The 26,566-nt window shown below is 60.3% G+C and carries 24 protein-coding genes; 4 read left to right on the top strand and 20 right to left on the bottom strand.

Annotated features, from left to right (window positions below; all coding sequences use genetic code 11):
- Window positions 1–80 precede the first annotated feature (80 nt).
- The 4 genes from ACSOSP_RS22480 to ACSOSP_RS22495 form a co-directional block, all read right to left on the bottom strand.
- Window positions 81–1,628, bottom strand: coding sequence for a methyl-accepting chemotaxis protein (locus ACSOSP_RS22480; protein WP_455313124.1), 1,548 nt, complete (start codon window positions 1,626–1,628; stop codon window positions 81–83).
- 186 nt (window positions 1,629–1,814) lie between these two features.
- Window positions 1,815–2,330: a GNAT family N-acetyltransferase gene (locus ACSOSP_RS22485; protein ID WP_455313125.1), complete on the bottom strand. Its 516-nt coding sequence runs from the start codon at window positions 2,328–2,330 to the stop codon at window positions 1,815–1,817.
- Window positions 2,327–3,517, bottom strand: coding sequence for an amidohydrolase family protein (locus tag ACSOSP_RS22490; protein ID WP_455313126.1), 1,191 nt, complete (start codon window positions 3,515–3,517; stop codon window positions 2,327–2,329). The genes ACSOSP_RS22485 and ACSOSP_RS22490 overlap by 4 nt, the downstream gene beginning before the upstream one ends.
- A 27-nt stretch (window positions 3,518–3,544) precedes the next feature.
- Window positions 3,545–4,036, bottom strand: coding sequence for a RidA family protein (locus tag ACSOSP_RS22495; protein ID WP_455313127.1), 492 nt, complete (start codon window positions 4,034–4,036; stop codon window positions 3,545–3,547).
- Between the two features lie 306 nt (window positions 4,037–4,342).
- On the opposite strand from ACSOSP_RS22495, the gene ACSOSP_RS22500 reads away from it, so the two are divergent.
- Window positions 4,343–5,836 carry an MDR family MFS transporter gene (locus tag ACSOSP_RS22500; protein WP_455313128.1) on the top strand — a complete coding sequence of 498 codons (1,494 nt, stop codon included), beginning with the start codon at window positions 4,343–4,345 and terminating at the stop codon, window positions 5,834–5,836.
- Window positions 5,837–5,850: 14 nt separating this feature from the next.
- Here the strand turns inward: ACSOSP_RS22500 and ACSOSP_RS22505 are convergent, their stop codons facing one another.
- The 4 genes from ACSOSP_RS22505 to ACSOSP_RS22520 all read right to left on the bottom strand — a co-directional run bounded on the left by ACSOSP_RS22505 (window position 5,851) and on the right by ACSOSP_RS22520 (window position 9,048).
- A complete protein-coding gene (locus tag ACSOSP_RS22505) occupies window positions 5,851–6,168 on the bottom strand; it encodes an AzlD domain-containing protein (protein WP_031360186.1) in 318 nt (105 codons plus the stop codon).
- Window positions 6,165–6,875 (bottom strand): AzlC family ABC transporter permease, encoded by a 711-nt coding sequence (locus ACSOSP_RS22510; RefSeq protein WP_455313637.1) that lies wholly within the window; start codon window positions 6,873–6,875, stop codon window positions 6,165–6,167. Before ACSOSP_RS22510 ends, ACSOSP_RS22505 begins: the two co-directional genes overlap by 4 nt.
- A 174-nt stretch (window positions 6,876–7,049) precedes the next feature.
- On the bottom strand, window positions 7,050–7,871 hold the full coding sequence (locus ACSOSP_RS22515) for an AraC family transcriptional regulator (protein ID WP_455313129.1): 822 nt from the start codon (window positions 7,869–7,871) through the stop codon (window positions 7,050–7,052).
- Between the two features lie 103 nt (window positions 7,872–7,974).
- Entirely contained in the window at window positions 7,975–9,048 is a 1,074-nt protein-coding gene (locus tag ACSOSP_RS22520) for an acyltransferase family protein (protein ID WP_455313130.1), read from the bottom strand.
- Window positions 9,049–9,562: 514 nt separating this feature from the next.
- Here ACSOSP_RS22520 and ACSOSP_RS22525 point away from each other — a divergent pair.
- Window positions 9,563–10,024: a RidA family protein gene (locus tag ACSOSP_RS22525; RefSeq protein ID WP_455313131.1), complete on the top strand. Its 462-nt coding sequence runs from the start codon at window positions 9,563–9,565 to the stop codon at window positions 10,022–10,024.
- 98 nt (window positions 10,025–10,122) lie between these two features.
- Here the strand turns inward: ACSOSP_RS22525 and ACSOSP_RS22530 are convergent, their stop codons facing one another.
- The 4 genes from ACSOSP_RS22530 to ACSOSP_RS22545 all read right to left on the bottom strand — a co-directional run bounded on the left by ACSOSP_RS22530 (window position 10,123) and on the right by ACSOSP_RS22545 (window position 14,665).
- Window positions 10,123–11,724, bottom strand: a complete 1,602-nt coding sequence (locus ACSOSP_RS22530; RefSeq protein WP_455313132.1) for a peptide chain release factor 3 — start codon at window positions 11,722–11,724, stop codon at window positions 10,123–10,125.
- Between the two features lie 241 nt (window positions 11,725–11,965).
- Window positions 11,966–12,181 carry a hypothetical protein gene (locus ACSOSP_RS22535; protein WP_031360179.1) on the bottom strand — a complete coding sequence of 72 codons (216 nt, stop codon included), beginning with the start codon at window positions 12,179–12,181 and terminating at the stop codon, window positions 11,966–11,968.
- Between the two features lie 266 nt (window positions 12,182–12,447).
- Window positions 12,448–13,695: a multidrug effflux MFS transporter gene (locus ACSOSP_RS22540; RefSeq protein ID WP_455313133.1), complete on the bottom strand. Its 1,248-nt coding sequence runs from the start codon at window positions 13,693–13,695 to the stop codon at window positions 12,448–12,450.
- 4 nt (window positions 13,696–13,699) lie between these two features.
- Window positions 13,700–14,665: a quinone oxidoreductase family protein gene (locus ACSOSP_RS22545; protein ID WP_455313134.1), complete on the bottom strand. Its 966-nt coding sequence runs from the start codon at window positions 14,663–14,665 to the stop codon at window positions 13,700–13,702.
- 122 nt (window positions 14,666–14,787) lie between these two features.
- Between ACSOSP_RS22545 and ACSOSP_RS22550 the strand changes: the two genes are divergently transcribed.
- Window positions 14,788–15,690, top strand: a complete 903-nt coding sequence (locus ACSOSP_RS22550) for a LysR family transcriptional regulator (RefSeq protein WP_455313135.1) — start codon at window positions 14,788–14,790, stop codon at window positions 15,688–15,690.
- 17 nt (window positions 15,691–15,707) lie between these two features.
- Here ACSOSP_RS22550 and ACSOSP_RS22555 read toward each other — a convergent pair whose 3' ends face one another.
- Window positions 15,708–15,911 carry a hypothetical protein gene (locus ACSOSP_RS22555; protein ID WP_455313136.1) on the bottom strand — a complete coding sequence of 68 codons (204 nt, stop codon included), beginning with the start codon at window positions 15,909–15,911 and terminating at the stop codon, window positions 15,708–15,710.
- Window positions 15,912–16,142: 231 nt separating this feature from the next.
- Here ACSOSP_RS22555 and ACSOSP_RS22560 point away from each other — a divergent pair, with 231 nt between their 5' ends.
- Window positions 16,143–16,733, top strand: a complete 591-nt coding sequence (locus ACSOSP_RS22560) for a GNAT family N-acetyltransferase (protein ID WP_455313137.1) — start codon at window positions 16,143–16,145, stop codon at window positions 16,731–16,733.
- Between the two features lie 25 nt (window positions 16,734–16,758).
- On the opposite strand, the gene ACSOSP_RS22565 is transcribed toward ACSOSP_RS22560, so the two are convergent.
- The 7 genes from ACSOSP_RS22565 to ACSOSP_RS22595 all read right to left on the bottom strand — a co-directional run bounded on the left by ACSOSP_RS22565 (window position 16,759) and on the right by ACSOSP_RS22595 (window position 26,557).
- The gene (locus ACSOSP_RS22565; RefSeq protein ID WP_455313138.1) at window positions 16,759–17,790 is read right to left on the bottom strand and encodes an NADP-dependent oxidoreductase; all 1,032 of its coding nucleotides are present in this window, start codon (window positions 17,788–17,790) and stop codon (window positions 16,759–16,761) included.
- Between the two features lie 91 nt (window positions 17,791–17,881).
- On the bottom strand, window positions 17,882–18,829 hold the full coding sequence (locus tag ACSOSP_RS22570) for a PfkB family carbohydrate kinase (RefSeq protein WP_455313139.1): 948 nt from the start codon (window positions 18,827–18,829) through the stop codon (window positions 17,882–17,884).
- The gene (locus ACSOSP_RS22575; RefSeq protein ID WP_455313140.1) at window positions 18,826–20,265 is read right to left on the bottom strand and encodes a purine-cytosine permease family protein; all 1,440 of its coding nucleotides are present in this window, start codon (window positions 20,263–20,265) and stop codon (window positions 18,826–18,828) included. Before ACSOSP_RS22575 ends, ACSOSP_RS22570 begins: the two co-directional genes overlap by 4 nt.
- 52 nt (window positions 20,266–20,317) lie before the next feature.
- The gene (locus ACSOSP_RS22580; protein ID WP_455313141.1) at window positions 20,318–21,355 is read right to left on the bottom strand and encodes an ADP-ribosylglycohydrolase family protein; all 1,038 of its coding nucleotides are present in this window, start codon (window positions 21,353–21,355) and stop codon (window positions 20,318–20,320) included.
- Window positions 21,355–22,086 carry a GntR family transcriptional regulator gene (locus ACSOSP_RS22585; RefSeq protein ID WP_455313142.1) on the bottom strand — a complete coding sequence of 244 codons (732 nt, stop codon included), beginning with the start codon at window positions 22,084–22,086 and terminating at the stop codon, window positions 21,355–21,357. Before ACSOSP_RS22585 ends, ACSOSP_RS22580 begins: the two co-directional genes overlap by 1 nt.
- 301 nt (window positions 22,087–22,387) lie before the next feature.
- The gene (gene thrS, locus ACSOSP_RS22590) at window positions 22,388–23,608 is read right to left on the bottom strand and encodes a threonine--tRNA ligase (protein WP_455313143.1); all 1,221 of its coding nucleotides are present in this window, start codon (window positions 23,606–23,608) and stop codon (window positions 22,388–22,390) included.
- An 816-nt stretch (window positions 23,609–24,424) separates the two neighbouring features.
- Window positions 24,425–26,557 (bottom strand): phosphocholine-specific phospholipase C, encoded by a 2,133-nt coding sequence (locus ACSOSP_RS22595; RefSeq protein WP_455313144.1) that lies wholly within the window; start codon window positions 26,555–26,557, stop codon window positions 24,425–24,427.
- Window positions 26,558–26,566: the final 9 nt, after the last annotated feature.

The following is a 26,566-nucleotide window of genomic DNA, read 5'->3' on the forward strand; positions in this document are numbered from 1 at the left end:
TGCGAATAGACGACGCATGCATAGGCTAATCTTGAGTGAGTCAATCGCACCAAAGTATAGCCGGGACATATTTTCCGGGCCTAAGCCAAGCGGAACACATTGACGGTGTCGCGCAGCAACTGGGCCTGCTCCTGCATCGACTGGGCCGCAGCCGTCGCCTCTTCCACCATCGCGGCATTTTGCTGGGTCGTTTCGTCCATTTGAGCAATGGCGATATTCACCTGCTCGATGCCACGGCTCTGCTCTTCGGACGCCACTGAAATTTCGCCGATGATATCCGTGACACGCTGCACGGCCTGAACCAGCGAGTGCATCGTCGTGCCGGCACGCTCGACCAGCGCCTTGCCGTCATCGACCTTGCCGGTGGACTCTTCGATCAGGCTCTTGATCTCCTTGGCCGCGTCCGCGCTACGGCGTGCGAGATTGCGCACTTCGCCCGCCACTACGGCAAAACCGCGTCCTTCCTCGCCCGCGCGCGCCGCCTCAACGGCCGCGTTGAGCGCGAGAATATTCGTCTGAAACGCGATGCCTTCGATCACGGAGATGATGTCGACCACGCGCGTGGAGCTGGCTGCAATGCTTTGCATCGTCACGACGACCTGCTGCACGGCCGTCCCGCCTTCGCTTGCGATCAGCGATGCATTCGCCGCCATCTTGTTCGCCTGATGCGCGTTCTCCGCATTCTGCTTAACAGTCGCGGTGAGCTGTTCCATGCTCGCCGCCGTTTCGCTGATCGACGACGCCTGCTGTTCGGTGCGGGCGGAGAGATCGTGATTGCCCGCCGCGATCTGCTGGGCAGCAACGGTAATGGTTTCAGTGCCGCCGCGAATGCTCCGCACGGTATGCGCGAGCCGTTGCTGCATGCGTTGCATGGCGGACAACATGCTGCTTTCATCCGATCCGATCAGCGCGACGTCGTGCGAAAGATCTCCATTAGCGATGCCCTCGGCGACAATCGCGGCATACGCCGGTTCGCCGCCCAGACTGTGCTTCACATTACGAATGATCAGCACCAGCGCCGCCGAGCTCACGCCGCCAATCAACAGGATCACGATCAGGTATTGCACCAGGCTGACTTTGAACGCGTCGTTGATATCGTTCACGTACACGCCCGAGATCAGGTACCAGTCCCAAGGCGCAAACCGCTTGACGAAACTGATCTTGGGCACGTAGTCCGATTTGCCCGGCAAGCGTGCCATGTACGGCACGAAACCCTGTCCGTTGGCCTGAGCGAGCTTGACCATCTCGACGAACAACAGCTTGCCGTTCGTATCCTTGTAGTCGCTCACGTCCTTCATGCGCAGGTCAGGAAGCACCGGATGCATGATGACCACCGGGTGCGCGGTCGTAATGAGCATGTAACCGTTGCCGGGATATCGCATGGCGGCAAGCTTCGCCTTGGCCTGCTGCTGGGCTTGCTCGAGCGTCAGTTGATGGCTCTCGACCTGGGCGGCGTAGTCTGCAACAACGCCGTAAGCCGACTCGACCACGTTTTCAACGCCGATCTTGCGATCCGCTGTCATGGTTTCGCGCGACTGCCACGCAGCCCATCCGCCGAGGAACACGAGTCCCAGCCATGTAATGAGGAGCGCCAGCGATAATTTGGTGTTCAAGCTGAGACGGTCCAATCTACTCTCCGATGCGAGGCACAGTTCATGACTCGGCGCACGTTACGCCCGTCGTTGTGTACATATCGGCCGTCTGGGGGGATTCTGAAGTAAGGGAAACAAGGGGCGGTCTGAATGTGAACGCGAATAGCCCTGGGCATAGGGAAGCAACTCACATCGCTTGAGAACCCTGCTTCACACCGTTCATTAAACTTTTACTGAAAATACCAGCGTGTCGCGCCACTTGCCCCTGATCAACACGTTCCTGCGATAAAGATCCACTTGCCGCATCCCGAGTTTCTCCAGCACATGAATGGAGGCGAGATTCTCCGGCCTGCTGGTCGCGAAGATTTCGCGCACTTTCAACTCGCGCGCCAGGTAGTCGACCAGCCGTTTCGCCGCTTCGGTACCGTAGCCCTTGTTCCAATAGCGAGGATTGAGCGAGTACCCAATCTCGGCCTCCATACCATCTTCCGACAAGGTTGCGCGATAGCTGCCTATCAGGCTGCCGTCGTTGAGCACGGCTGCCAGATCCAAGGTTTCTTTGTCGGGTATCGAATTCCCCAGCACGCAGCCGGCAACGAATTCCCTCGTCTGCTCGATCGTGTTGGGTCCCCATTCCTGATGCAACACGACATCGAGTGAGCTTGCATATTCATGAACTGCATCGACGTCGGATGGCTCCAGATCCCTGAGATAAAGACGCTCGGCGATCAGTTTCATATCGATGCAACCCCATCGCGCGCAACGATCCTTCCGCGTGCAACCACGAGCTTGCGAGCCGGTCGGGAAACAACGGCTTGAGCCACTGTCTCAGCGTCTACCAGAACAAGATCGGCCAGCGCGCCTTCGTGCAGTCCATAGTCCTTGAATCCACATGCCCACGCACCCAATGTACTGACGCAATCAAACGCAAGAGCGAGGTCTTCGTCGCGCCGGAGGTCGTAGCGCATGCCAACGAACATCGCTCGCTCGAGCATGTCGGGTTTGCCAAAAGGCGTCCATGTATCGCGTATTCCGTCGTTGCCCGCAAATAGCGTTACGCCTGCGTCGATGCAAGCACGCATCGAAGGAACTGCTACGGATGGGGGCGCCGTAGTCAACAGCGCGACATCGAGATCCGCGATCCTCGCCAACAATGCGTTACGTTCGCGATCAGGAAGCTGCCCCAGGCAGAACGCATGACTGACCACTACACGCCCCTGCATGCCCAACGCCTTGACGCGGTCCAGCAGCAAGTTGAAGGTGAACGCGCCCACCTCGCCGGGTTCGTGAAGATGGATATCGATAGGCTTCTGATGACGGTTCGCAATCTCGAACGTGATGTCGAGCGAAGCAACCGGGTCCTGGTCGATGAGTGCAGGATCAAGCGCGCCAAGCACGTCGGCGCCGGCACTCAGCGCTTCGCTCAGGAGCGCGTCGGTCCCTGGGCGACGCAGCATGCCTGACTGCGGGAACGCCACGACCTGTATCTCCATGACATCGGCCAGCGTTTCGCGCGTCGCCAGCACACCGTGCAAATGCCTGAGCCCGGCGTCCGTGTCTATATCCACGTGCGTTCTAAGCCGCGTCGTTCCCGCTGCAAGAAAAGCCCGCGCGAGCGCCAGCGACTGCGCGCCTGCATCATGCCCAGTGCTTGCGCGCCACGATCGTTCGTTCTCGATCCTGTCGACAAGCCTCGGACCCACTTCGTTGCGATACCACGGCAAGCCCCAATTCGTTTTGTCGAGATGCGTATGGCCTTCGACAAACCCCGGCAGGACCAGCGCACCCTCGCCGTTTTCGCGCACGACGTCAGCACCGCGCTGCAGGTTCGGGCCGATCTCTTCGATCCGTGCGCCGCTGACAGCAATATCGACAGGGGTGCCGTCCGGCAGACGGACATGGGTGATCAACAAGCTATCGAGCACTTGAACTCCTGGAAACAGAAAAGGCAATCAGCGGACTTCAAAGATCGCATCCACCTCTACCGACGCCCCCGCCGGAAGCGTCGCCACGCCCACCGCGGTCCGCGCGTGCCGGCCTCGTTCGCCGAACACCGCGAACATGAGATCGGAGGCGCCATTGATGACTTTCGGCACGTCAGGATAACCCGGTGTGCAATACACAAACCCGCCCATCCGATGACAACTGACCACGCGATCGAGGTCGCCATCGAGCGCAAGATGAAGCGCTGCGAGCAGATTGAGTCCGCAAATTTGCGCTGCCCTTTGCCCCGCTTCAAGATCCTGCTCCGTGCCGACAGGACCGGCGTATCGGACTTCACCTTCCCATTCGCATATCTGTCCGGCAAGAAAGATCAGCGAGCCCGAGCGTGAGAAAGGCTTGAACGCGCCGCGAGGCGCAGGCACTTTCGGCAGCACGAGTCCAAGCGCTTCAAGGCGCGTTGCGGCCGAATCCGGGTTGGCTGGAATGGGCGTGGATGTCATTGTCGGACCTCGATTTAGAAAGATATTGCCTTAAGCGAATCGACGGATGAAATGAAAGCATTCGCGTCGATTACCCAAGTGTGTCACAACATGCTGCGTGAACAAAAGCGCATGGCTGACGAGGCTTTACACGGCAATGGAGACAACGCCGCGTTGCCAACACAGACGCCTCTGGGGCGCCCCGGGTTCAGCGAACATTTCCATCGAGGTGCATACTCTTCTATGGCCGCGTCATCGCGACCGCATCACGCGTCGCAGCGCCAAGACCCTGCGACTTTGTCCGCGCCCCTCATTACAACAATCTCCATGTCCCGCAGCCCGCAATCGTCGCGTCCTCTTGTCATTGCAGCGGTCATGGCTTCAATGGCAATGGTCGCCATCGAAGCCACCATCGTGTCCACTGCCATGCCGCAGATCGTCTCGCAGCTTGGCGACCTGCATCTCTATAGCTGGGTCTTTTCGTCCTTCCTGCTGACGCAAACGGCTACAACAGTCATCTTCGGCAAGCTCGCGGACCTGTATGGCCGCAAGCCCGTTGTTCTTGCCGGCATTGCGATCTTCCTGATCGGCTCGATACTCGCCGGCTTCGCCTGGTCAATGCCCGCCATGATCGCGTTCCGGCTGATCCAGGGAGTAGGCGCCGGCGCGATCCAGCCGGTCACGCTGACGATCGTCGCCGACCTCTATCCCGCGCGCGAACGCGGCAAGGTGCAAGGTTATCTGGCAAGTGTCTGGGCCATATCGGCGGTGGTCGGGCCCATGGTCGGCGGGCTCATCATCCGCGATTTCTCGTGGGCCTGGATCTTCTGGATGAACGTGCCGATCGGCCTCGCATCGGCAGCGGGGTTCATCGCGTTCCTGAAGGAATCCGAGCGGCACGCGCGCCCTTCCATCGACTTCGCGGGCGCTGCGCTTTTCATGGTGTCGATCGCCGCGCTGATGATGTCGCTGACGTATGCAGGCAATGACGACATCACGAAAGCCTTGATCGCGGGCGGGTTCTTTATCGTGTGCCTGCTGTTCTTCCTGATGCAGGAGAAACGGGCAACCGAACCCATGATCTCGTTCGCGCTCTGGAGCCGCCGGCCGATCGCCGCGTGCAACGGATCGACCGTCCTGTCCGGCATGATCCTGATGGGTGCTACTACGTTCCTGCCGATGTACGTGCAGGGCGTCCTGCATCGCTCGCCGGTGATCGCCGGTCTGGCATTGACCATGATGATGGTCGGATGGCCCGTCGGCGCGACACTGGCCGCCAAGTCGTTTCATCGCATCGGGTTGCGGCGCATTTTGATTGGCGGCAGTGCGTTTATCCCGTTGGGCGCAGTGTTCCTGATCGTGTTGTCGCCGGACAGTTCACCGCTCATCGCAGCGTGTGGTTCGCTCATCATGGGCTTCGGTATGGGGACCGCGAGCGTCAGTTCTCTCGTGCTGATCCAGGAAATAGTCGATATTGCGCAGCGCGGCAGCGCGACTGCATCGAATCTGTTCTCGCGAAATCTCGGCAGCACGATCGGCGCGACCTTGTTCGGCGCCGTGCTCAACTTCGGTCTGAGTCATTCGAACGGCGCGGCAGCGGTTACATCGGATCAGTTGAGGGCCCTGCTTCAGAATCAGGTGACGAACCTCGGCAGCAGCGATGCAATCCGTCAGGTGCTGCATCAGTCCCTTCACCTGACGTTCCTGTCGATTTTCGTGATCGCGATTTTCGTCGTCGGGTTTCTTCTCTTCGTCCCTGCGATCACGTTGGGGCACGAGAAGCAGATGCCGCTTGAGGCGTTATCGCCGATCGAAGACTAGGCACGACCGGCCATCTAAACCATCATTTGCCAGCCGAAGAACACCGCCAGCGAGACCGCAATGGTCAGCAAGGGCTTGCGCGTAACCGCACACACAACCACGGCGACCACCGCCGCGATCAATTGCGAATTGCGCCAGGTAAGCTCGGCGGCGCCGCCGTGAGGCGCAAACGTCATGGGTACGATAATCGCCGTCAGCACCGTCACCGGCACGAAATTGAGCCCCATGCGCACGATGGGCGGAAAGCTCAGGCGCTCGCCGAATACGAAAACCGCGGAGCGAATGCCGTAGGTAATCACCGCCATGCCCAGGATCAGAAGAGCGTATTTCATTCGGCGCGCTCCATTTCCGCAGGACGTTGGCGACGTTGTGCCGGGCGTCGCGCGGAGTCCGTTGAGTCTTTTGCACGCATCGACAGCAGCATGCCCACCGCCACTCCGACCACGACTGCAGCAAGCAAACCGAGCTTGTAAGGCCAGTCATTCCACGCAAACGACAATATGCCGGCTGCAAGCGCCGCCGCCACAAAACGCAACGCAACAAGCTGCGGCACGATGATCGCAATGAACGTGGCGACCATCGCGAAGTCGAGTCCCTTCGACTGGAGACCGGGAAACGCCGACCCGAACAGCAGCCCGGCGACGGTCCATATCTGCCAGTTCACATACATGGAAACGCCCGAGCCAAGGAAGTAATACGGCCCGGTTTCGCCCGGTGCCCGGCGCTGATAATGCGCGTACGAAACGGCAAATACCTCATCCGTCATGAACGCGCCGAGCGTCCAGCGCCAGCGCGCAGGCAAGTGCGCGACGTAAGGCGCGAGCGTTGCGGAGTACAGCACGTGACGCAGGTTGACGATGAACGTGGTTGCCCAGATCACCGCAAAACTCGCATGGCCGGCAATCAGTCCAAGCGCAATGAACTGCGCGGAGCCGGCAAACACGGCAAGCGACATAAGTTGCACCGACCACGCGTGCAGCGGACCGGTGGCGGCGAGCGTGCCGAAGATCACGCCAAATGGCGCGGCGCCGACCATCATGGGAATGGTGTCGCGTGCGCCTGCGCCGAATTCGGCGAGGTTACCCGGCTGATGGACCTGCTGGTCCTGATGCGATGAGTTCAATGTCTCCTCCGTTGATAGCGAGGATAAGACGCGCCGCGTTTGTGCGCTTGTACGTTCTTGCGGTCGGGTTACATCAACAGGATGCGCGCGCTAGCGCCAGCGTCCGGGCGACACGCCGAAGGTCTTTTTAAAGTGCCGCGTGAAATGGCTCTGGTCGGTGAAGCCGCTCGCCGCCGCCACGTCCGTCACTGGAACGCCCGCGCGCAAGGCATCGAGCGCGCGATTGACACGCATCTGGTTGCGCCACGCATGAGGGGCAAGCCCGGTCTCACGCGTGAACAGGCGCGCGGCGTGGAAGGTCGAGAGTCCCACCGTCTGCGCGAGTTCGGCAAGCGTTAGCGGCTCGGTCAGGTCATCGGTGAGGCGGGCTTTCATCGTATTCACACGCGCAGTGTCCTGATGCATGCGCTGTATCTGCGGCCGCTGTCCGGCGTGACGCGCAAGCAGCGTGGATACCGCGTCGAGCAACGCGTGCTCCGCCCCGAGCGGATCCAGGTTGGCTTCCATGGCCTGATGCGCAATCTGCACGCGTTGGGCGAGATCGGGGTCGCGAATGACATCGGCGGAGAACCACGGCATGGGCTGGGCGCGGCCGGCCACTTCGTTAGCGACGGACTGCACGAAATCGACCGGCAGATAAAACACGCGATACCGCCAGCCCAGATCCACCGCCCGCGCACCGGTATGGAGTTCGCCCGGATTGATGACCGGCACCGATCCCGCCTCGGCCACGAAATTCGATCCGCGATAGTCGTATTGCTCCGCGCCCGCTTCAATGACGGGAACGGTGTACGCGTCGTGCCAGTGGGGCGTGAACGTATGATCGTAATACTCAGCCGTGAGCATTTCCGCGCCGGGCACGAGCGGCGAGCGCCAATAGCGCGCGGAATTGCTGAAACGGGAGGCGGTCATGGCTTTGCGATGCCGGGGGAGGAAATCGCAAGTTTAGCCCGGACCGCGTTTTCAGCGGACTTTGAATAATCCGCTGATTTTCGTCTTGCCTGAATGGCCTCGATCAGACCGCGGCGGCCGGCGACTTGGCCTTGATGAAACTCGTCAGCTTCCTTCTGAGTTCCTGATCCGCTCGCGCGAGCAGCAAGGCAAGCACGATCGAGATGCCAGCCACGACCAGCGTCTGGGCGACCGGGTTGAGCGCCCGGATATCGAACGATTCGAACACCAGCCGATAGACCGGAAAATGGATCACGTAAAGCGGATAAGAGAGTTCGCCCAGCACCTGGCAGACCCCTTTGCCAATACCTTCTATCGACACGGAACAAAGCAGCGCAACCGATAAAGGCACGAGAGTAAGTGAATTAACGAATGCCACCTTGGGATTGCCAATCGCAAAGCATGCCAGCGCCGCTATTGTGATCGTCGCGGTAAACACGATGTGCGGCTTTTTAAACTGGAGCCCCGCCGAAAAGATGAAGACCCCGGCGAAGAACTCAGCAATAACGCGCGGGAATCCCAGGAGAAAACTCTCCGCCCGCCAGCCTGGATTGATTTGCCGAAAGATTATCGTGCAGGCGATAAACGCGATGAACGCGAGTAGCGAATATCTGGCGTTCGGGAGTTTGCGAAACTTGTACAGGTAAGCGGCGAAAACAACGTTGACGAATAACTCGAAGAATAACGACCACGATGGATCATTCAACGGAAAGGTCGCGCCGACGATGGCGTCCGTACCAAAAGGCCAGCCGATATTATTGAAGTACGGCAGCCAGGCCGCGCCCAGCACAGTGGCGGTCGCGAGTTGCGTGCCCGATATATGCGGCGTGCCGGTTTTTGCCATCGACAGCAACACGGCGCATACGCCGAGCGCGAGCCCAAGCAGATAGAGCGGCGCGAGCCGGACGAGCCGCACGAATGCGAATTCGCGAAACGACATTCCGTTCAGGAGTTTCTTGCTGTAACTGTGCGCGATCACGAAGCCGGACAGTACGAAGAACAGGTCGACTGCAACCCACGCTCCGCCGAACCAGTCCCAACCCGTATGCTGCGTGTAGTGGTGAAGCATGACGGCGATTGCTGCAACACCTCGCAAGCCGTCAAGTAAATCGAACCTGGTGGACTTTATGGCGCTCATTGTGTCGGACCGTCATTATCGAGCGCTCAGTGTAGGGTTGAAAAAAAGCAATCCGGATGTGGAAAAATATCCTTTCGAGTCGCCAAGTCGAGAAAATATTAGAAAATAATTCGATAGAAGTTTTTAGCCCGTCGAATTCCAAGGATGAAATGCGCGGTAACCAAACGCAACAGTAGGAAAGCGATCCGGATTCGCGGCTTTATTAGAAAGGCCAGACGGCCGATACTCCAAACTATGGAAAATTGATCTCCGATAATCTCAGTCAAAGATCCAGGGTTAAGTAAAAAGTAAGGTTGCGATCATTTCCGCAGGCTGCGAACGCTTGGGCGCCGTTGTCGGGCCAGACTGACGTCCCGACGAGAATTATTCGACTTCCAGCGAGCGACGCGGCGCCCCCTTGATACCCGGCTGGCTACCGCCGAGATTCGCATCTGGAACATACCGCAGTGCAGTGACATCACGCGGAATCGAAAGAGCGGACATACTTGCTCTTTCTCACGAACGTTTGATTGCCATGGACAACGAGATTCAAAGCCGCCTCACCCAGCACGGCCTCCAGTTACCTCCACCGATCAATCCGCTTGGATCGTACCGGACGACGGTGACCTTGGGCGACCAGCTCTTCGTCTCAGGCCTGGGGCCGTTCAAGGACGGCAAGCCCGTCGTGGGAATCGTGGGAACCGATCTCTCGATCGCTGAGGCGCAAGAAGCGGCGCAGCGGACCATGCTGCTGATTCTCGCGTGTGTGGAAGAGGCGTGCGGGCTCGAGAATATCGAACGTTGTGCGCGCCTGACCGTTTATGTTCGCGCGGAGAGCGGGTTCACGGCGCATCCGAAGGTGGCCGATGGTGCGAGTGATTTGCTGCTTGCGCTATTCGGTCCGGACCGGTTGCCGGCGCGAAGTGCTATCGGCGTTTTTACATTGCCGATGGGCATTCCCGTGGAAATCGACAGCGTGTTTCAGCTCAAGAGATAACACTGCCGGTCCATAACGTTCGCACCCGGATTGGAACTGGAGAGGCGCTGGTTGAACTGACACACATCAATCCAACCAACCTCCCTCCTGTCAAGCCATCAAATCGACTTCTGGAACGGCGCGCCGGAATGCTCGCGCAGCTCGTTGAATACGATCTTCGGCCAGGCCTTCTTCGCGACATCGATTTCGGAAACATGCGACGCGAGATACGTCGGCGCGTTCGACGCATCGAGTGCAATGCGAGCGGAATACGCGTCGGTAAAGCGGCGCAATTCAGCGGCATCGTCGCACGTCACCCATCGCGACATGCGATACCGCGCCGGCATGATCCGCACATCGACTTTATATTCCGCCGATAACCGGTGCGACACCACTTCAAACTGCAACTGCCCGACAGCGCCCAGAATGGTCGACCCGCCAAGCACCGGCCGGAAGACCTGGATCGCACCTTCATCGCCGAGTTGCCGTAGCGCTTCACCCAGCTGCTTCGCGCGGATTGGATCGACCACTTCCACCGTCTGGAAAATTTCCGGCGCAAAGAACGGCAAGCCGACGAACTGCAACAGTTCGCCTTCAGTCAAGGTATCACCAAGACTCAGCGTGCCATGATTCGGAATGCCGATGATATCGCCCGGGAACGCTTCACTCACCGTCTCGCGGCGTTGCGACAGGAACGTCACCACGTTGTTCGCGCGGAAAGTCTTGTTGGTGCGCGACACCTTCAGCGCCATGCCGCGCTCGAAGTGTCCCGAGCACACGCGAATGAACGCCACACGGTCACGGTGCGCCAGATCCATGTTCGCCTGCACCTTGAAAACCACGCCGGTAAAACGCGGCTCTTCCGGCAACACCGGGCGCTGCACGGACATGCGCATGGACGGCGGCGGCGCGAGCTCGACGAGCGCGTCGAGAATCTCCTTCACGCCGAAGTTGTTGATCGCCGATCCAAACAACACCGGTGACTGTTCGCCCGCAAGAAACGCAGCGCGATCGAACGCGGGCGTGGCGCCCGTGATCAAGTCGATTTCCTCTTTCGCGCGCGTCCAGCTCGGGCCGAAACGACGCACACCGTCGGCATCGTCGAGCGCACGCACGGTCTCGACCGCGCCGCCGGCCGTATCTTGCCCCGCGCGGAATACCCGCACCTGATCGTGCGCAATGTCGTAGACGCCCTGGAATTCCTTGCCCATGCCAATAGGCCAGGTGAACGGCACAGCGGCCACACCCAGGTTCTGCTCGATTTCATCGAGCAGGTCGAGCGGTTGACGCACCTCACGGTCGAGCTTGTTGATGAACGTGAGGATAGGCGTGCGGCGGCTGCGGCAGACTTCAAGCAACTTGAGCGTCTGCGCTTCAACGCCGTTGGCGCCGTCGATCACCATCACGGCGGCATCCACCGCCGTCAGCACGCGGTACGTGTCTTCAGAGAAGTCTTCGTGGCCCGGCGTATCGAGCAGGTTGATGACGCAATCGCCGTATTCGAACTGCATGACCGAGCTCGCGACCGAAATGCCGCGCTGCTTTTCGATTTCCATCCAGTCCGACGTCGCATAGCGGCTGCTCTTGCGCCCCTTGACGGTGCCTGCAATCTGGATCGCGCCCGAAAACAGCAACAGCTTTTCGGTCAGCGTGGTCTTGCCCGCGTCAGGGTGAGAGATGACCGCGAAGGTGCGGCGCCGTTTGAGTTCGGAGATTGACATCGGTACTGGAGAGAGCTGTGGGGTTGAGCATTCGGGCGGAGGGTTGGTCTGAAAAAATGGCCCGAAAAAGCCGCGTGGTGTGAATGATACACGAGGGGGGGTCTGCTCGCGCCGGGGACGGCCTGCCAGCACGAACCAAACGAAGCCGAGCGGAAGCCGAGCGCAATGAAAAAAAGCCCCGATTGGATCGGGGCTCTTCTCGACGACGCTAAAACTTGAAGCTTGCTAAAGCTCAACCAGCTTAGGGCTTCGGTGCCGACGACGGGATCGTCGTAGCCGTACCTGCGTGCTTGTGATGCTTCTTGTGATGATGCTTCTTCGCTTTCGTGGCGCTAGCCGGTGCTGCGTCGGCAGCCGTTGCAGCAGGAGCGACGGCCGGAGCCGTTGCCGAAGCTTGGGCGAATGCGCCAGCGGAGAACAAAGCGACGAGCGTCGCGGCAACGAGTTGCTTTTTCATGGCAGTGAGACCCTTGAGGTTGGTTGACAACTACGCGGCGACGACGTCGCGTGTACCCGTTTAACGTCTCATCGCGAAGTGTGTTGACACGAACCCAAAGAAAAAATGACGGTAAGCAAACAATTTTCTCTGCAAAGGATTTCTTCGGTTAGCGCACAAAGTCCTACCCTGTACCCCGTTTATTCCGCTTCATGAAATTCAGCGCCAGTACATAACGTTGTTTGACAATTGATGAGACCGCTAAGCCGCTGCGAGTTTCACGACGTTCAAATCGTCGAGGTCGAGTTTGCATTGGCGACCGCTGAGGGCGCCTCGATTTCACCTCGTTGCCCGAGCCAGATCCAGACCATTCCCGCGAGCAACGCGCAAACGGCCATCACACCGCTCATCGAAAAAATGCCGAGTACTGGAAAGAGAAGCGCAACGAACGAACTCGACGCCGCCCCGCACAGCATCTGTATGGATGTCAGCAAGCCGCCTGTCACGCCCGCCAATTCCGGAATGGGATCGAGCGCGCCGCGTGCGGCACTGGGAGCCGCGAGCCCGAAGCAAAAAGTACTCGCCACGAGCCACGGCATGATGGTGAGCAACGAGGCGTGATGCACTACGCTCAGCGCAATCAAACCGAGGGTCGCGACGAGCGTCGTGCAAATAGCGGTGGCGAGAATGCGCCGCGATTCAAAACCGCGCGCGGCGATGAAACCGTTTACCGTTGCACCCGCGACAATACCGGCGCCGGTCATCGCGAACATTGCGGCATAGATGATCGGCCTGACGTGCAGGACATGCAGCAGCACCAGCGGCGAACCCGCCACGTACGCAAACATCCAGCCGAAGCCCAGGCCGTTGATGAGGATATGGCCCATCACTGCGCGATGTGTCAGCGCGCGTCTATATCCATCGCGTAGCCCGGACAGTGCGAAGCCACTGCTGCGTGGCGGCGCCGATTCCGTCAAGCCTGCCCACGTAGCCAGCGCCGCCACCAGTCCGCAGATGGCCATGACGCCGTATATTCCTCGCCATTCAATCGCTGCCAGCAAGCCGACGCCAATGGAGGGCGCAACAATCGGCGCGACGTTCGCGACCACGGTGATGGCCGCAAGACGGTGCTGCATCGCGTTGCCTTCGAACAGGTCGCGCACGATCGCCAGCGCAATCGTCATCCCGGCGCCGGCCCCAATGCCCTGCACCAATCGCGCGCCGAGCAACACCGCGATGCCAGGCGCGAGCGCTGAAATAATTCCGCCCGCGGTGAACAATGCAAGACCGAGCAGCAAAGTAGGCTTGCGGCCACGTGCATCGGAAAGAGGACCGTACACGATCGGACCCACCGCAAAACCCGCCATGAACAGACTCAGCGTGAGCCCGGCCTGACTCGCACTCGCGTGCAACGTGTTTGCGATATTGCCAAGCGCAGGCAAAGCCATATCGATGGAAATGGGCGGCAATGCAGCCAGCGCGCCAAGGAAAACAGCGAACAGGATGGATTGCGGCGCGAGTCGCCAGCGTTGCATCGCGTCAGCTCCGTTTCGTTTGCGGTGTCAGCACCACGCGGCCCTTCGTGCCCTCGGCGACCGCTTGGTAGGCGGCTTGCGCGTCCTCGAGCGTGAAGGTGTGCGCGATGGCCGGCGCCTTGTAGCTACCGTCTTCGAAGCCGGGGCGCAGCGCTTCCAGCATGTGCGCGGACGCAACCAGATCGCGCTTCAACGTATCGACGCCAATCAGGCGGCTCTCGTTGTGATAGAAATCCGCGAGGTTGAAGGTGACTTCGCGACGATCCGATGCCGATATCTCCACCAGCCGTCCGCCCACCTTCAGCATGTGCAAGGCCGTTTCGAACATCGATCCGCCGACGGTATCGAATACGACCGCTGCGCCGCCGCCCGTTGCTTCACGAATTCGCGCGATGGCATCGGGGGCTTGCGAATCCACCATTGCATCGACGTAAGGGCTCGATGCAGCCGCTCCGCGCCCCACGCCCACCACCTTCGCTCCGATCCGTTTCGCGATTTGCGAAGCCGCGCCACCGACGCCGCCCAGCCCGATGATCACGATGCTCTCACCGGCCTGCAATTGCGCCGCCTCGACCACGGCGCACCATGCCGTGATGAAATTCACGCCAATCGCCGATGCTTCCTCGAAGGTCAGATTGACCGGCTTGCGACGCAGGCTCGCAACCGGCACGACGACCTGCTCGGCATGCGTGCCGTCGCGCGTGAAACCCACGTCGCCGCCCGAGCCCCACACCTGGGCGCCCAGCCACTCGGCGGGACCGGCAATCACCACGCCCGCATAGTCGCGGCCGGGCGTACGCGGCAGCGTCGTCTGGCTCATGCGCCCTTGCACGTTCTTTACGTCGCTCGGATTGATCGATGCCGCGAAGACCTGGACGACGGCTTCATCGCCGGATGGCGCAGGCTCCGGCAAATCGCTGGAAAAAAGGACCGATGGATCGCCGTGCTGGTTGAAGCGCAGTGCTTTCATGATTGTTCCTCCGTTGTCATGTGCGCATTATTGCCGCGTGCGGGCGTGGCGAAAAGGCATCCGTCCGCATAGAATCGTTGCGTCAAGTGGAAAGATGAACCGAATCAAGATGGACTCAGTCGATGCCCGATGAAATCAACGACCTGCGCGTGTTTGCGCAGATGGTGGAGGCCGGCAGCCTCTCGGCGGCGGCGCGCCAGACCGATGGCTCGACCGCCGCCATGAGCCGGCGGCTGGCAGCGCTGGAGAAGCGCCTTGGCGTGCGCCTCGTCACGCGGACGTCGCGGCGCTTCGACCTGACGGTGGAAGGCGCGCTGTTTCATGAGCGCGCGCTCGCGATCCTGCAAGCCGTCGACGACGCCGAGGCCGAGATCAGCGCTCAGGCGCGCGTACCGCAGGGTTTGTTGTGCATCGGCGCGCCGTCGGAGATTGGGCGCAAGCAGATCGCGCCGCTGATCGAGGCGTTCTCGGACCGGTACCCCGAGGTCGAGGTGCGGCTCGTGCTGTCCGATATCGGGCTGGATGTGATCGACGACAATCTCGACGTGGCGTTGCGCATCGGCTTGCCGGCGGACACCGGCGTGATTGCGAAGAAACTGCTGTCGAGCCGGCGTATTGTGTGCGCGGCGCCAGCGTACCTGGCGCGGCACGGCACACCGCAAATGCTCGCCGATCTCGCCGCGCACGATTGCCTGCGGCTCGTGCGCGGGCAGCGTGTTTTCGACAGGTGGTTATTCGTGGAAGACGGCCGGCGCCGCGAGATTCAGGTACGAGGTACGCTCTCGACCGCCAGCGGCGAAGTGCTCCACGACTGGGCGCTCAAAGGACGCGGCCTTGCGTTGAAGGCGCTGTGGGACATAGAAGACGATTTGCGCGCGGGCAGGCTGGTTGAGTGCCTCGCGCCCTATCACCGCGATGAAATCGAGTTGTACGCGGTGTTTGCGAACCGGCGGCATTTGTCGCCGCGAGTGCGGGTGTTTCTTGATTTCGTACAAGGGGCGCTCGGCGTGAAAGGCCCGGCGTGAGCGCCTTTCTTAAGACGTTAGCTGGAAGCGAGCGGCATCCAGGGGTCGTTGCCGGTCGCCGGATACATGAGCGAAACCTCTTTGCTCACGCGAACGATTTCATGGATGTTATCCCTGAAGTTCGGGCTCTTTTCGTAGCTGATAAAGCCGGCGTCCGCAACGGCGGACAAGGTCAGCAACGCGAAAGCGATGCGCTCGACGATCATAAAGCGGCGGGGCATTTCCAAAGTTCCTTCAATCTTTAACTTTGGGAATTATAAGGGTTTTTACCTACTTTTTGCCAGCTGAAATTTAAGACGGGTGACGGAAAACGACACCGTCCGATGCACTGCTTAGGAAATTATTGCTTCTTTTCATCACACGAAAAGCCGCCTTTATTTCGTCGCTGTATCGTTGTCGTCTGGTTGCTGCATGGCAGTTAAACACGATCGCGAAGGGGGAATTTACCGCTTATGGCAATAGACGCCGAGCACCGCGCCACGGCGCAATTCCCGCCGGAAGGCATGAAAACGGAGCGGGTCGTGATACGTCCGGCCAGCAGTCAGCACACCGGCGCACTGCTGATCTACCGGCTCGCCAATCGCGCGCACCTCGACCACTGGGAGCCGTTGCGAGAAGACTCCTTCTTCACCATGCAGGCCGCGAATGAACGCATGGCGTTAATGGAAGATGCGATGGCCGCCGGTACCGCGCTGCATCTGCTGATTTTCTCTGGCGAGCGCCGTCATGCATTAATTGGCGACTGTCATTTCACCAACATCGTGCGGGGGCCGTTCCAGGCGTGTCATCTCGGCTATTCCATCGATCAGCATTACGAGGGACGCGGGCTGATGCGCGAGGCGCTTGCCGCAGCGCTGGGTTTTATCTTCGATGCCTACGGGCTGCATCGCGTGATGGCGAGCTATCGGCCGGAGAACGATCGCAGCGCGCGCCTGCTGGCGAGCCTCGGATTCGAGCATGAAGGCGTGGCCAAGGCGTATCTCAAGATCGACGGGCAATGGGCGGATCATGTGCTGACGTCGCTGGTGAATCCGAAGGATTGAGCGTTGGCGCGGGCCGGTTAGTCGATCAAGCTTCCTCAGCCACCCGCACCAGCACCTTGCCGAAATTACGGCCATCGATCATATCGAGGAACGCTTGCGGCGCATTCTCCAGCCCCACCGTGACGTCCTCCAGATGCTTCACCTGACCCGCACGCAAAAAGCCGCCGACATCGCGCAGGAAAGCGTCCCGATACTCGGGCAGGAACTCATAGTTGATATACCCGCGCACCGTCAGGCTGCGCGTCAGAATCGCGCGCATGGTCGCGGCGAGGCCATCGTCGGCGCCTGCATTGCTGCCCGACGTCTGCGACATTAGTCCGCAGACGGGCACGCGGCCATATTGATTGAGCAAAGGCAACACCGCCTTCCACACCGCGCCGCCAATGTTCTCGAAATACACGTCGATACCCTTGGGACACGCATTCGCCAATTGATCGGCGAAGTCGGGCGCGCGATGGTCGATGGCGGCATCGAAGCCGAGTTCGTCCACCACATAGCTGCACTTCTTCGCACCGCCGGCAATGCCCACGACACGGGCGCCAGCGATCTTGCCAAGCTGCCCCACAAGCGAGCCGACCGGGCCGCTCGCGGCACCGACCACGACCGTCTCGCCGCTCTTGGGCTTGCCGATCGCCGCCATGCCTGCATAAGCCGTGAAGCCCGGCATACCGAGCACACCAAGATACGCGCGCGTCGCAATACCGTCTGCGGATAGCGGAATCAGGTAGCGGGCATTGGCCACCGCGTGGCTGACCCAGCCCGCGTTTACGAGCACCTGGGCGCCTGTCGGTAGCGCGGTGTTATTTGATTCGATTACCGTCGCCACGCTCTCGCCCGGCATCGCCTCACCGAGTTGCGCAGGTTTCGCGTATGAACGTGCGTCGTTCATACGGCCGCGCATGTATGGATCAAGCGATAGATAGTCGATGCGCAGCAGAACCTGCCCTTCACCCGGCACGGGCATGGTCACGTCTTCAAGACGGAAATCGGAGAGCGCGGCGCGGCCGCTGGTGGGACGCGAAGCCAACACGATTTGTCGAGCGGTAGCTGAGGTCATGCGGTTTCTCCAGGATGCATCGCGGGGAAACTGAGCATATACGCGCTTGCGAAATCGCGCTTAGCCGCGCGGTGATACTTGCTTGGTTTGCTTAATCATTCGACGCAATAAAAGCATCGATTTCCGCGGCATCCGGCGACGTTGCAGGTCCGTGTCGCGTCACGGAAATCGCTGCCGCAGCGTTCGCGCGACGAGCTGCCGTTCGTGCATCGGCGCCGGTCGCGAGTACGGCAAGGAACACGCCGGCGTGGGCATCGCCGGCGCCGTTGCTATCGACTGCCTTTACCGTGAAACCCGGCACATGGTCGCGTGCTTCACCCACTCGCAGATGACAACCGCAGGCGCTATCGCGCACGATGGCAAGCGCGCCGCTTCCTAACCGCGCGATGATCGAATCGAATGCTGCATCGAAATTGTCGGTCTTGGCGAAACGCAATGCTTCTACGCGGTTGCTCGTCCATATCGACACGACGGCTAGCATACGCGCGAGCAAAGTTGCGTCGATAGCATCAACCAGCGGCCCCGGATCGAACGCCACGCGCGTTCCGGAAGGTAGTTGTTCAAGCCAGTCGACAAGCACTGCGCCCTTGTCCGCAAGCATCAGGCTATAGCCGCTTACATAGACGATGTCTCGCGCACTCACCGAGAGCGCGTCGAGCACGTGCCGCTCAAGCACGCTTTCCGCGCCCATGTACGAGACGAATGTGCGCTCGGCGGATGCATCGACAATGGCGACGCACAAGCCGGTATCCTGTTGCGCGACCTCCGGCCCTGCGATCTCCACGCCTTCCTGCGTTAACGCTTCGCGCGCCATATCGCCGAAACGTCCATGCCCATGACCGCCCGGATACACCACACGCATGCCGCTGCGCCGTGCCGCCGCCATCACGTTGAAGCCGCCGCCTACTTCGAAGCATGTGCTGTGCGCAAGCACGTCGCCGCCGGGCGGGGGCAGCGCATCGATCTGCATGACCAGGTCGACGATCACCTGCCCCGTATGAATCAATCTGGCTGGCTGCTGTGAGTCTGCTTGCGTCATGCTGTCTTCCAACGTTTAGCCGTACTGCGCGCACCGCCTAACAATGCGTACACGCCTGCCGCCACTACGAATGTCACGATCCATCCAAGACCATTGCGTCCAAACCATGAGTCAGCAAATATGCCGTGGATCGCACCTGTGGAAAGGAAGCAAAAACCGAGCACGATCGCGAGCGCCCATGCACCGAACGCACGCCATTCAATGCCACCTTTGTACCAGTACGCGCTGCGCGGGGAGACATCGAGCAAGTCCGTCGGGGAGTATTCCTCGCGATGGATCAGATCCACCACGAAGATACCGACCCACGCCGTGATAGGCACCGCCAGCAGCGAAATGAAGCCGATGAACGGACCGTAGAAGCTTCCCGCAATCAGCATGAAGTAGATCGAGCCCGTGAAGATCACCACGACGTCGACCACCACCGCCTGTACGCGCTTCACCTTGAGGCCGAGTGTGAGCGTCGTCAAACCTGCGGAATACACGGACAGATAATTGGACAGCAACAAGCCTCCGAACGCCGTGATCAAATACGGAATAGCCATCCACGTAGGCAACATTTCGCGGATCGCGGCAATCGGGTCCGTGGCCGACGCGAGATGATCGTTGCCCACCGAGAGCAGCGCACCAAGCGTGACGAGAAGAATCAGCGGAATGCCCGCGCCGAACGCAGCGGATGCCACCAGCGCCGGTCCCTTGACCGTAGGCGCCTGATAGCGCGACATATCGGCGCCTGCGTTAGCCCAGCCAATCCCGGTACCCGCTGCAATCGTGCCAATGCCGATGATCACCGCGCTCAACGGCGCAGGCGCTGCGTTAAAAACCGCATGCCAGTTGATCGCTGTCACGAGAAATCCGGCCACCAGCAAGTTAAGCACGCCGAAGACATACGTCGACCATTTCTGGATCACGAGCAGCGTCGCGTGACCGAGCCCCGACACAATCAACGTCAGCACCACGAACACGGCGATGAACACGAGCGTCAGCACCGGCGCGTTCTTGGCTTCCGCGGGCGTGCCGAACACAATGGTCGCAAGGGAAAGCAGCACGTACGCGGCGGTGGTCGTGTTGACCGTCTCCCAGCCGAGCCGCGATAACAGCGAGACGATGGTCGGCCCAATGTTGCCGCGCACGCCGAAGATCGCACGAGACAGTGTGAGACTCGGTGCATGCCCGCGCCGCCCGGCGATGGAGATCACCCCGACAATGGCGAACGATCCCGCCGCGCCGATCACGGCCACAAGCGCCGCCTGCCAGATCGCGAGATGCTGGAAAGCAACCAGCGTCGCGCCGAGCGGCAGTCCGAGGATGCTGATGTTGGCCGCGAACCAGACCCAGAAAAGCTGCAGCGGATGCCCATGACATTCGCCTTCCGGTACAGGTTCGATACCACGCGTCTCGACTCGGCGAGCGCTGTTTGACGTGCGTGACGAAGCCATCTGAGTCTGATCTCCAGATTAAAAGGATACTGCGGAAAGTGCGTTAAACGCGTCAGGAAGTGGCGGCGCGCAGTCCAAGCAAACGATCGACCAGCGGCTCGAGATCGAGCGAATTCACGCGTCGAATGGTCTCGACGGGACCCGCCGGCAGCGCGTCATAACCCGCGCACGCACCAAGGATCGCGCCGAGCATGGCGGCGATCGTGTCGGTGTCGCCTCCCAGGCTCGCTGCAGCCCCCAGGGCGGCTTCGATCGTGCTGTTGCGTGCGTCTGAGTCAAAGGCCAGCGCGAACGTCGCCACGACTGATTCCTGCGATGCCACCGACGTCCCGATCACGTCGTAGATCGTGTCCGCCACCTCATGCGCGGCGCAATTGCGCATCAACTCACGGGCATGACGGATACGCGGCGCAATACGCCCGCCGGCGACCCAGAACCCTCGGCTCTCGGCGGCCTCGGCCATAGCAATACCGGCCTCGAGCGCTTCGGCCAGGCTCGCGCCGTTCAATCCGGCCGATACCGCCGCTGCCACCGCCGCCGCGCTCGAAATGCCAAGCGTGGTGTTATGCGTCACGACGCACGACTGCACGACGGCATCGATAAACACATCGCCGCGCCGCAAGTCGAACGCAATCCCGACCGGCGTCACGCGCATGGCCGCGCCATTGGTCGTACCAAAACGGCCCGTGCGCAGCGGGTCTTCACCGGCGGCAATGCGCTCGATAGCCTGTTTCGTCGATGGCCCGAGCAAATCGAGCGAACCACGCGCCTTCATCGACGCTTCCCATTCGATCAACGCATGCGCGAACGCCATCGGTTCGATCTTGCCTTGGCCGTCGGCCAGCAAATGCGCAACGAGAACCGCTTGTTCGGTATCGTCGGTGATGGAGCCGGCCCGAAGACCCGGCGCGATCGGTTGATCCGGAAACGCGTTTTCCAGCTTCTCGATACGTCCGAACTGCTCAACGATGCGCTCCCGGCTGAGCGACTGCGTCGGCATGCCGAACGCATCGCCGAGTGCAAGACCATAGAAGGCGCCGCGTGCGCGATCCGCCAACGTGGGGTGATTCAAAAGCAAAGACGAAGACATCAGAATTCCAGGTGTAGTGCAAAAAAAGCCGGGTCCAGCAAGCTCACGACATACTCGATAATCCGTTCATCCCGGTCCCGCGTGACGCGCCGCGAACGCAGGAACGAGGTACCGGCACGACGCTTGAGCAGGCGTGCATCGGCCGCTTCAAGGCCGACCACTTCGGCCCACTGCTCACCGTGATGCGGCACCATGCCATGCTCGATCAGCGTCCGGTTCAACGAGCCGCCTACGAGCCCCTCCAGCGGCAACGCGGCGAGGTCGTCGTTGAACGGCAAGCGGCTGCGTTCAAGCGAAATGCATTGCGCTTGCGCGTCAGCGCCAATCATGCGCATCCGGTCGATCGCCACGAAGGTCGTGCGCTCAAGCTTCAACTCTTGCGCAAGCGTCTCGTCTTCAACCAGCGCGATTTGCAGCAGACGGGTCTGCGCGCCGCCCGCTTTTTCTATCGCGGTGGTCCAGCCGAGCGTCCCGTCAAGCGCCTGACCGTTGAACGTCACGAACGAACCAATACCGCCCTTGCGCGTAATCAAGCCACCGCTGGTCAGCAGGTCGAGCCCCTTGCGAACGGTGTTGCGGCTGACTGCAAAACGCTCGACCAGTTCGTTCTCGCTTTCGAGTTGCTGCCCGAACGGCAGACGCCCGGTGAGGATCTCCTGCTCGATCGTGGCGGCAACCATATGCGCCTTCGAGCGCCCGACCTCTGCGGTTTTTACTGCTCGTTTAACCATGGTGCGACTCCTGTGCCTATGAGGATTGGAAGGTCCAGTCTCTTCAAAAGCACAAGTATGCACATGTTTTTCTAAAAAGCGACGGTCGAAACCTGATTGAAAGCTTCAGTGGTTCGTAGAGGCTTCGTCGCCGTTGCTTGTTCTTTTTATGCACTTTTATAAAGTACATGTAGGAACATGTACAGAATTTAAGGCGTCATATTGCGATGGTCAAGCGGGAATTAATGAGGGGAAACCCTTGGGAATGGCTGCGATGAGCGTTTCGGTTGGGAAGAGCCGGTCGCGGCCCTTCCCATTTCTACTACCTGGCTTCGGCAGGCGCCCGGCTCATCTCAACCAGACGTTCGATACCCTCGCGTATCGTGAAAGTGTTTTGCGTACCGTCTCGAAACCTCAACGACACCGTCTCGTCACGCTGGTCGCGTGCGCCCACCGTGATGAACACCGGTATCCGCTGTTCGCGCGCATCGACGATCTTTCGTTCAAGCCGTTCAGGCCTGTCGTGGAACACGGCCCTTAAGTTCGCTTCATCCAGCAGGTCCATCACGCGTTGCCCGTAGGCCGAGCTCGCATCCGACACCGTTGCCACCGTCACCTGGTCTGGCGCAAGCCACAGGGGCAACCAGCCCTCGTGATGCTCGAGAAGCATCGCGATAAACCGCTCCATGCTGCCCAGGACCGCGTGGTGAATCATCACCGGGCGAAGGTGCTCGTTCTCGTACGAAACGAAGCTTGCATCAAGGCGGTCCGGCAAGACGAAATCAAGCTGGATCGTGCCGCACTGCCAGCTACGGTCGCGGCTATCCATAAGATGGAACTCCAGCTTCGGGCCATAGAAAGCCCCTTCTCCCGGCCGCACATCGAACGTCAGGCCCGCGGACGCCGCGGCCTTCGCAAGCGCCTCTTCCGCGCGATCCCAGACCGCGTCATCGCCTGCCCTTTGATCCGGGCGCGTAGCCAGTTGAACGCGGAACGCCGAGAAGCCAAGGTCGGCATAGACCACGCGAAGCAAGTCGCAAAACCGTCCTACCTCGGCTTCCACCTGATCTTCCGTGCAGAAGACATGGGCATCGTCTTGCGTGAAAGCGCGCGTGCGTTTCAAGCCCTCGAGCGAGCCCGACGGCTCGTCGCGATGGCATGCGCCGAACTCGCTGTATCGGATCGGCAGGTCGCGATAAGAACGAATGCGCTGATTGAAAATCTGCACATGGCACGGACAGCTCATGGGTTTCAGGCAATAGGGCTGGTTTTCGTGGCCTTCATCTTGATTGCCGTTCACCGAAAACATGCCGGCCTGAAATTTATCCCAGTGCCCGCTGCGCTCCCACAGCGAACGTGCCAGTAGTTGGGGCGTACGCACTTCGCGAAACCCGGCGCCCCGCATTCGGCGCCGGATGTAATCTTCCAGTACGCGATAAAGCTCCCACCCGCGCGGATGCCAGAACACCATCCCGGGTCCTTCGTCCTGCTGATGGAACAGGTCCAGCTTGTTGCCTAAGTGCCTATGGTCGATATCGTCCACAATGCTCTCCGTTAAATGCAAAGGCCGTAACGGATGGGGAGCGCTGCATCGCATAACGCAAAAGGCCCCGTCCGTCTCCGGCGGGGCCTTCTGAAAAACGCACCTCGATACTTTATCGCGCACGGCCTCCAGACGACCCGCCTGAGATGGTGGTCGTGGTAGTCGCGGTCGTGAGGGTGAAGAAATGCGAGTTCATGTCGCAAACAATAATGGGCTTTAGGGGCCGGCGTCAAGGATGTTTTCGCTCGCGCCGGTGGACGGGTTGGGGGTTTTGGTGGGGTTGGGTTGGGGGTCGGGGTCTATGCCGGGGTGATAGGTTCCTGCGTTAGCGGTCTTGGTCATTGCCGGGTTGCTGCTTTCGGGGTTAGTGGTCTGCCTGAGTGAGCTATTTTCTTTATCACTATTAGCCACTGCGCGTGGCGGCGCGTCATTTCTTTGTCCAAAGCGACAAAGAAACGAAGCAAAGAAAGCGCTTTCAAAACGAGGGCTCATAAGTTGACCTAGCGTGCAGTTTTAACGTTTTTGGCACCCCAAAAGCACGGTGCTCGCTAGAACCACCGGTGTGTGAACCCCTCTTTCTCCGAACACGGATACCCACACGCTTCGCCACCAGTGACTGAACCTGCCCAAGATTCATCCCGCGCTATCCGCGAAAAACCATCTTTCAAATTTGTATGGATTCCGAATTATGTCGCCAACCCACCTTGACGTGCCTGCGCCCCACAACGCGAACCAAATCAATACTTGCAAAGCGAACAAGCCACCGCGTCCCGACATTTCAACACTCGCCAGGTTCGCGGCGGCTTACCTGCTGCCTTAAGAAAGCACCGTCACCGGCGCAACCGCAGCCGGATCGCTGATACTCGCTCGGCCGTTTTCAACGTGACCCGCAAGACGGCGCAAGAACGTCGGGTCGTCGTTGCTGGTAACGCTCAGGTCGTACCAGTGATGACTCGAGGCCAGAACCCACGACGCCTCCGCAGACCCCAGCGACGGCACCAACACCGAGCGCGGCTGTGCACCGTAGACGTTATCGACCACCGATAAGTGCGCAATGCCGCGGCCCCGATTCGTGAAGGCCAAGGACACGTTGCCGTTCGCGACGTCGTATTGCGCCGCCAATTCGGGATCAGCCGGCGGATTGGTCACACTCCCGCTACCCGGCGGCGTCAACGAACCGGTAAACTCGCGCACGAATCCGTTCGGACCATAGACCGTGAACGCATAGATGCCCGCCGTTCTGTTGATGTCGAAGCTGTCGCGCAAGGTCTTGCCCGCTTCAACCGTATAGCGCCACGGACCGTCGGCGCGGTTCGACGAATAGACATAGAAGTGCGCGCCCTGCGAGCCGGTATTGGCGAAATGAAGCGTAAATGTCTTGTTGCCCCCATCGAGACTGCTTTGTACATACAACTCGTAGGGCAACGCACGGGCGAAACGCGTACCGGGCTCCTGCGGAACAATCGGGCCGGGCACGGCCGGCACCGTCGGCGCCGGTTGCGTGGCGCATTGATTGTCCGCAATCGTCTTGTAGTTGCTGGTGTCGGGCAAGGTCGGCATCTGCGCATCGGGCGTACGGAAATCGAAGGCCGTGGTCAGGTCACCGCACACCGCACGACGCCAAGGCGTAATGTTGGGCTCCATCACCCCGAAGCGTGTTTCGATAAAACGAATCACCGACGTGTGATCGAACACCTGCGAACAAACAAAGCCGCCCTTCGTCCACGGTGAAACAACCGTCATGGGCACGCGCGGGCCGAGGCCGTACGGCAGGCCGTCGGCGGTATAGCTGCCGCCCCGTCCCGGATTGACGACCGTATGGAGCTCGCCCTCGGTTGTCACCGTCGACAAGCCTTGCGCCCGCGACATGGGCGGCTGCGGCGGCACGAGGTGATCGAAGAAACCATCGTTCTCGTCGTACATGATGAACAGGACCGTCTTGCTCCAAACCTCGGGATTGGCCGTCAGCGCATCCAGGATCTGCGACGTGTATTCCGCCCCGTATGCCGGCGTGTATTTCGGGTGCTCCGAGTACGCCGCGGGCGGACACAGCCACGATACTTGCGGCAAGTTGTTCGCCAGCACATCTGCTTTCAGGTCGTCGATCGTGCGCACGGCGTTCGCGCGCAACTGCAATGAAGAGCCCTGCGGCGCATTGATGATGTTCGCGAAATTCTGCAGCACGTTGGTGCCGTAATTGCCGTTCAGCGGGTCGGCGCCAGTTAGGCCTTGCTGGTAGATCTGCCACGAAATTCCAGCCGCTTCGAGACGTTCCGGATAGGTCGTCCACGAGAGCAACTGATATTGCGGCGGACCGTCGCCGTCCACAAAGTCGTTGTTGTCGAGCAGCGGACCGCCCTTCGTCCCGGTCGGATCAACCATGCCCGTCATCAGATACGCGCGGTTCGGATGCGTCGGGCCGGGCAGCGAGCAGAAATAGGCATCGCAGACGGTGAAGGCATCGGCAAGCGCGTAGTGAAACGGAATGTCGCGGCGCAGGTAATAACCCATCGTCATGTCCGTCTTGTACGCGGGCCACTGGTCGTAACGGCCGTTATTGATCGCGTAGTGCGTCGGGTACCACGAGTGATCCAGATCACCTACGCACTGCGCGCTGGTCGTCGCCGTATTCAGATGGAACGGCAACACCGGTTTCGTCGAATCCTCCTTCGACGGCTGGAACCATACCGGCTGGCCGCCAGGCAAAGGGATCGGGAAGCGGTCGTTGTATCCGCGTACGCCCCGCATGTGGCCAAAGTAATGATCGAAGGAACGGTTTTCCTGCATGAACACGACAATGTGTTCAACATCGTTGATCGAACCGGTGCGCCGTGACGCCGGAATGGCGAGCGCCTTGCGAATCGATTCGGGAAACACCGTCAGCGCGGCGGCGGCGCCGGCTGAAGTAGCAACAGTCTGCAAGAAACGGCGACGGCTATTCAATGTCATTTTGTTTCA

This window comes from Caballeronia sp. KNU42 (assembly GCF_053760385.1).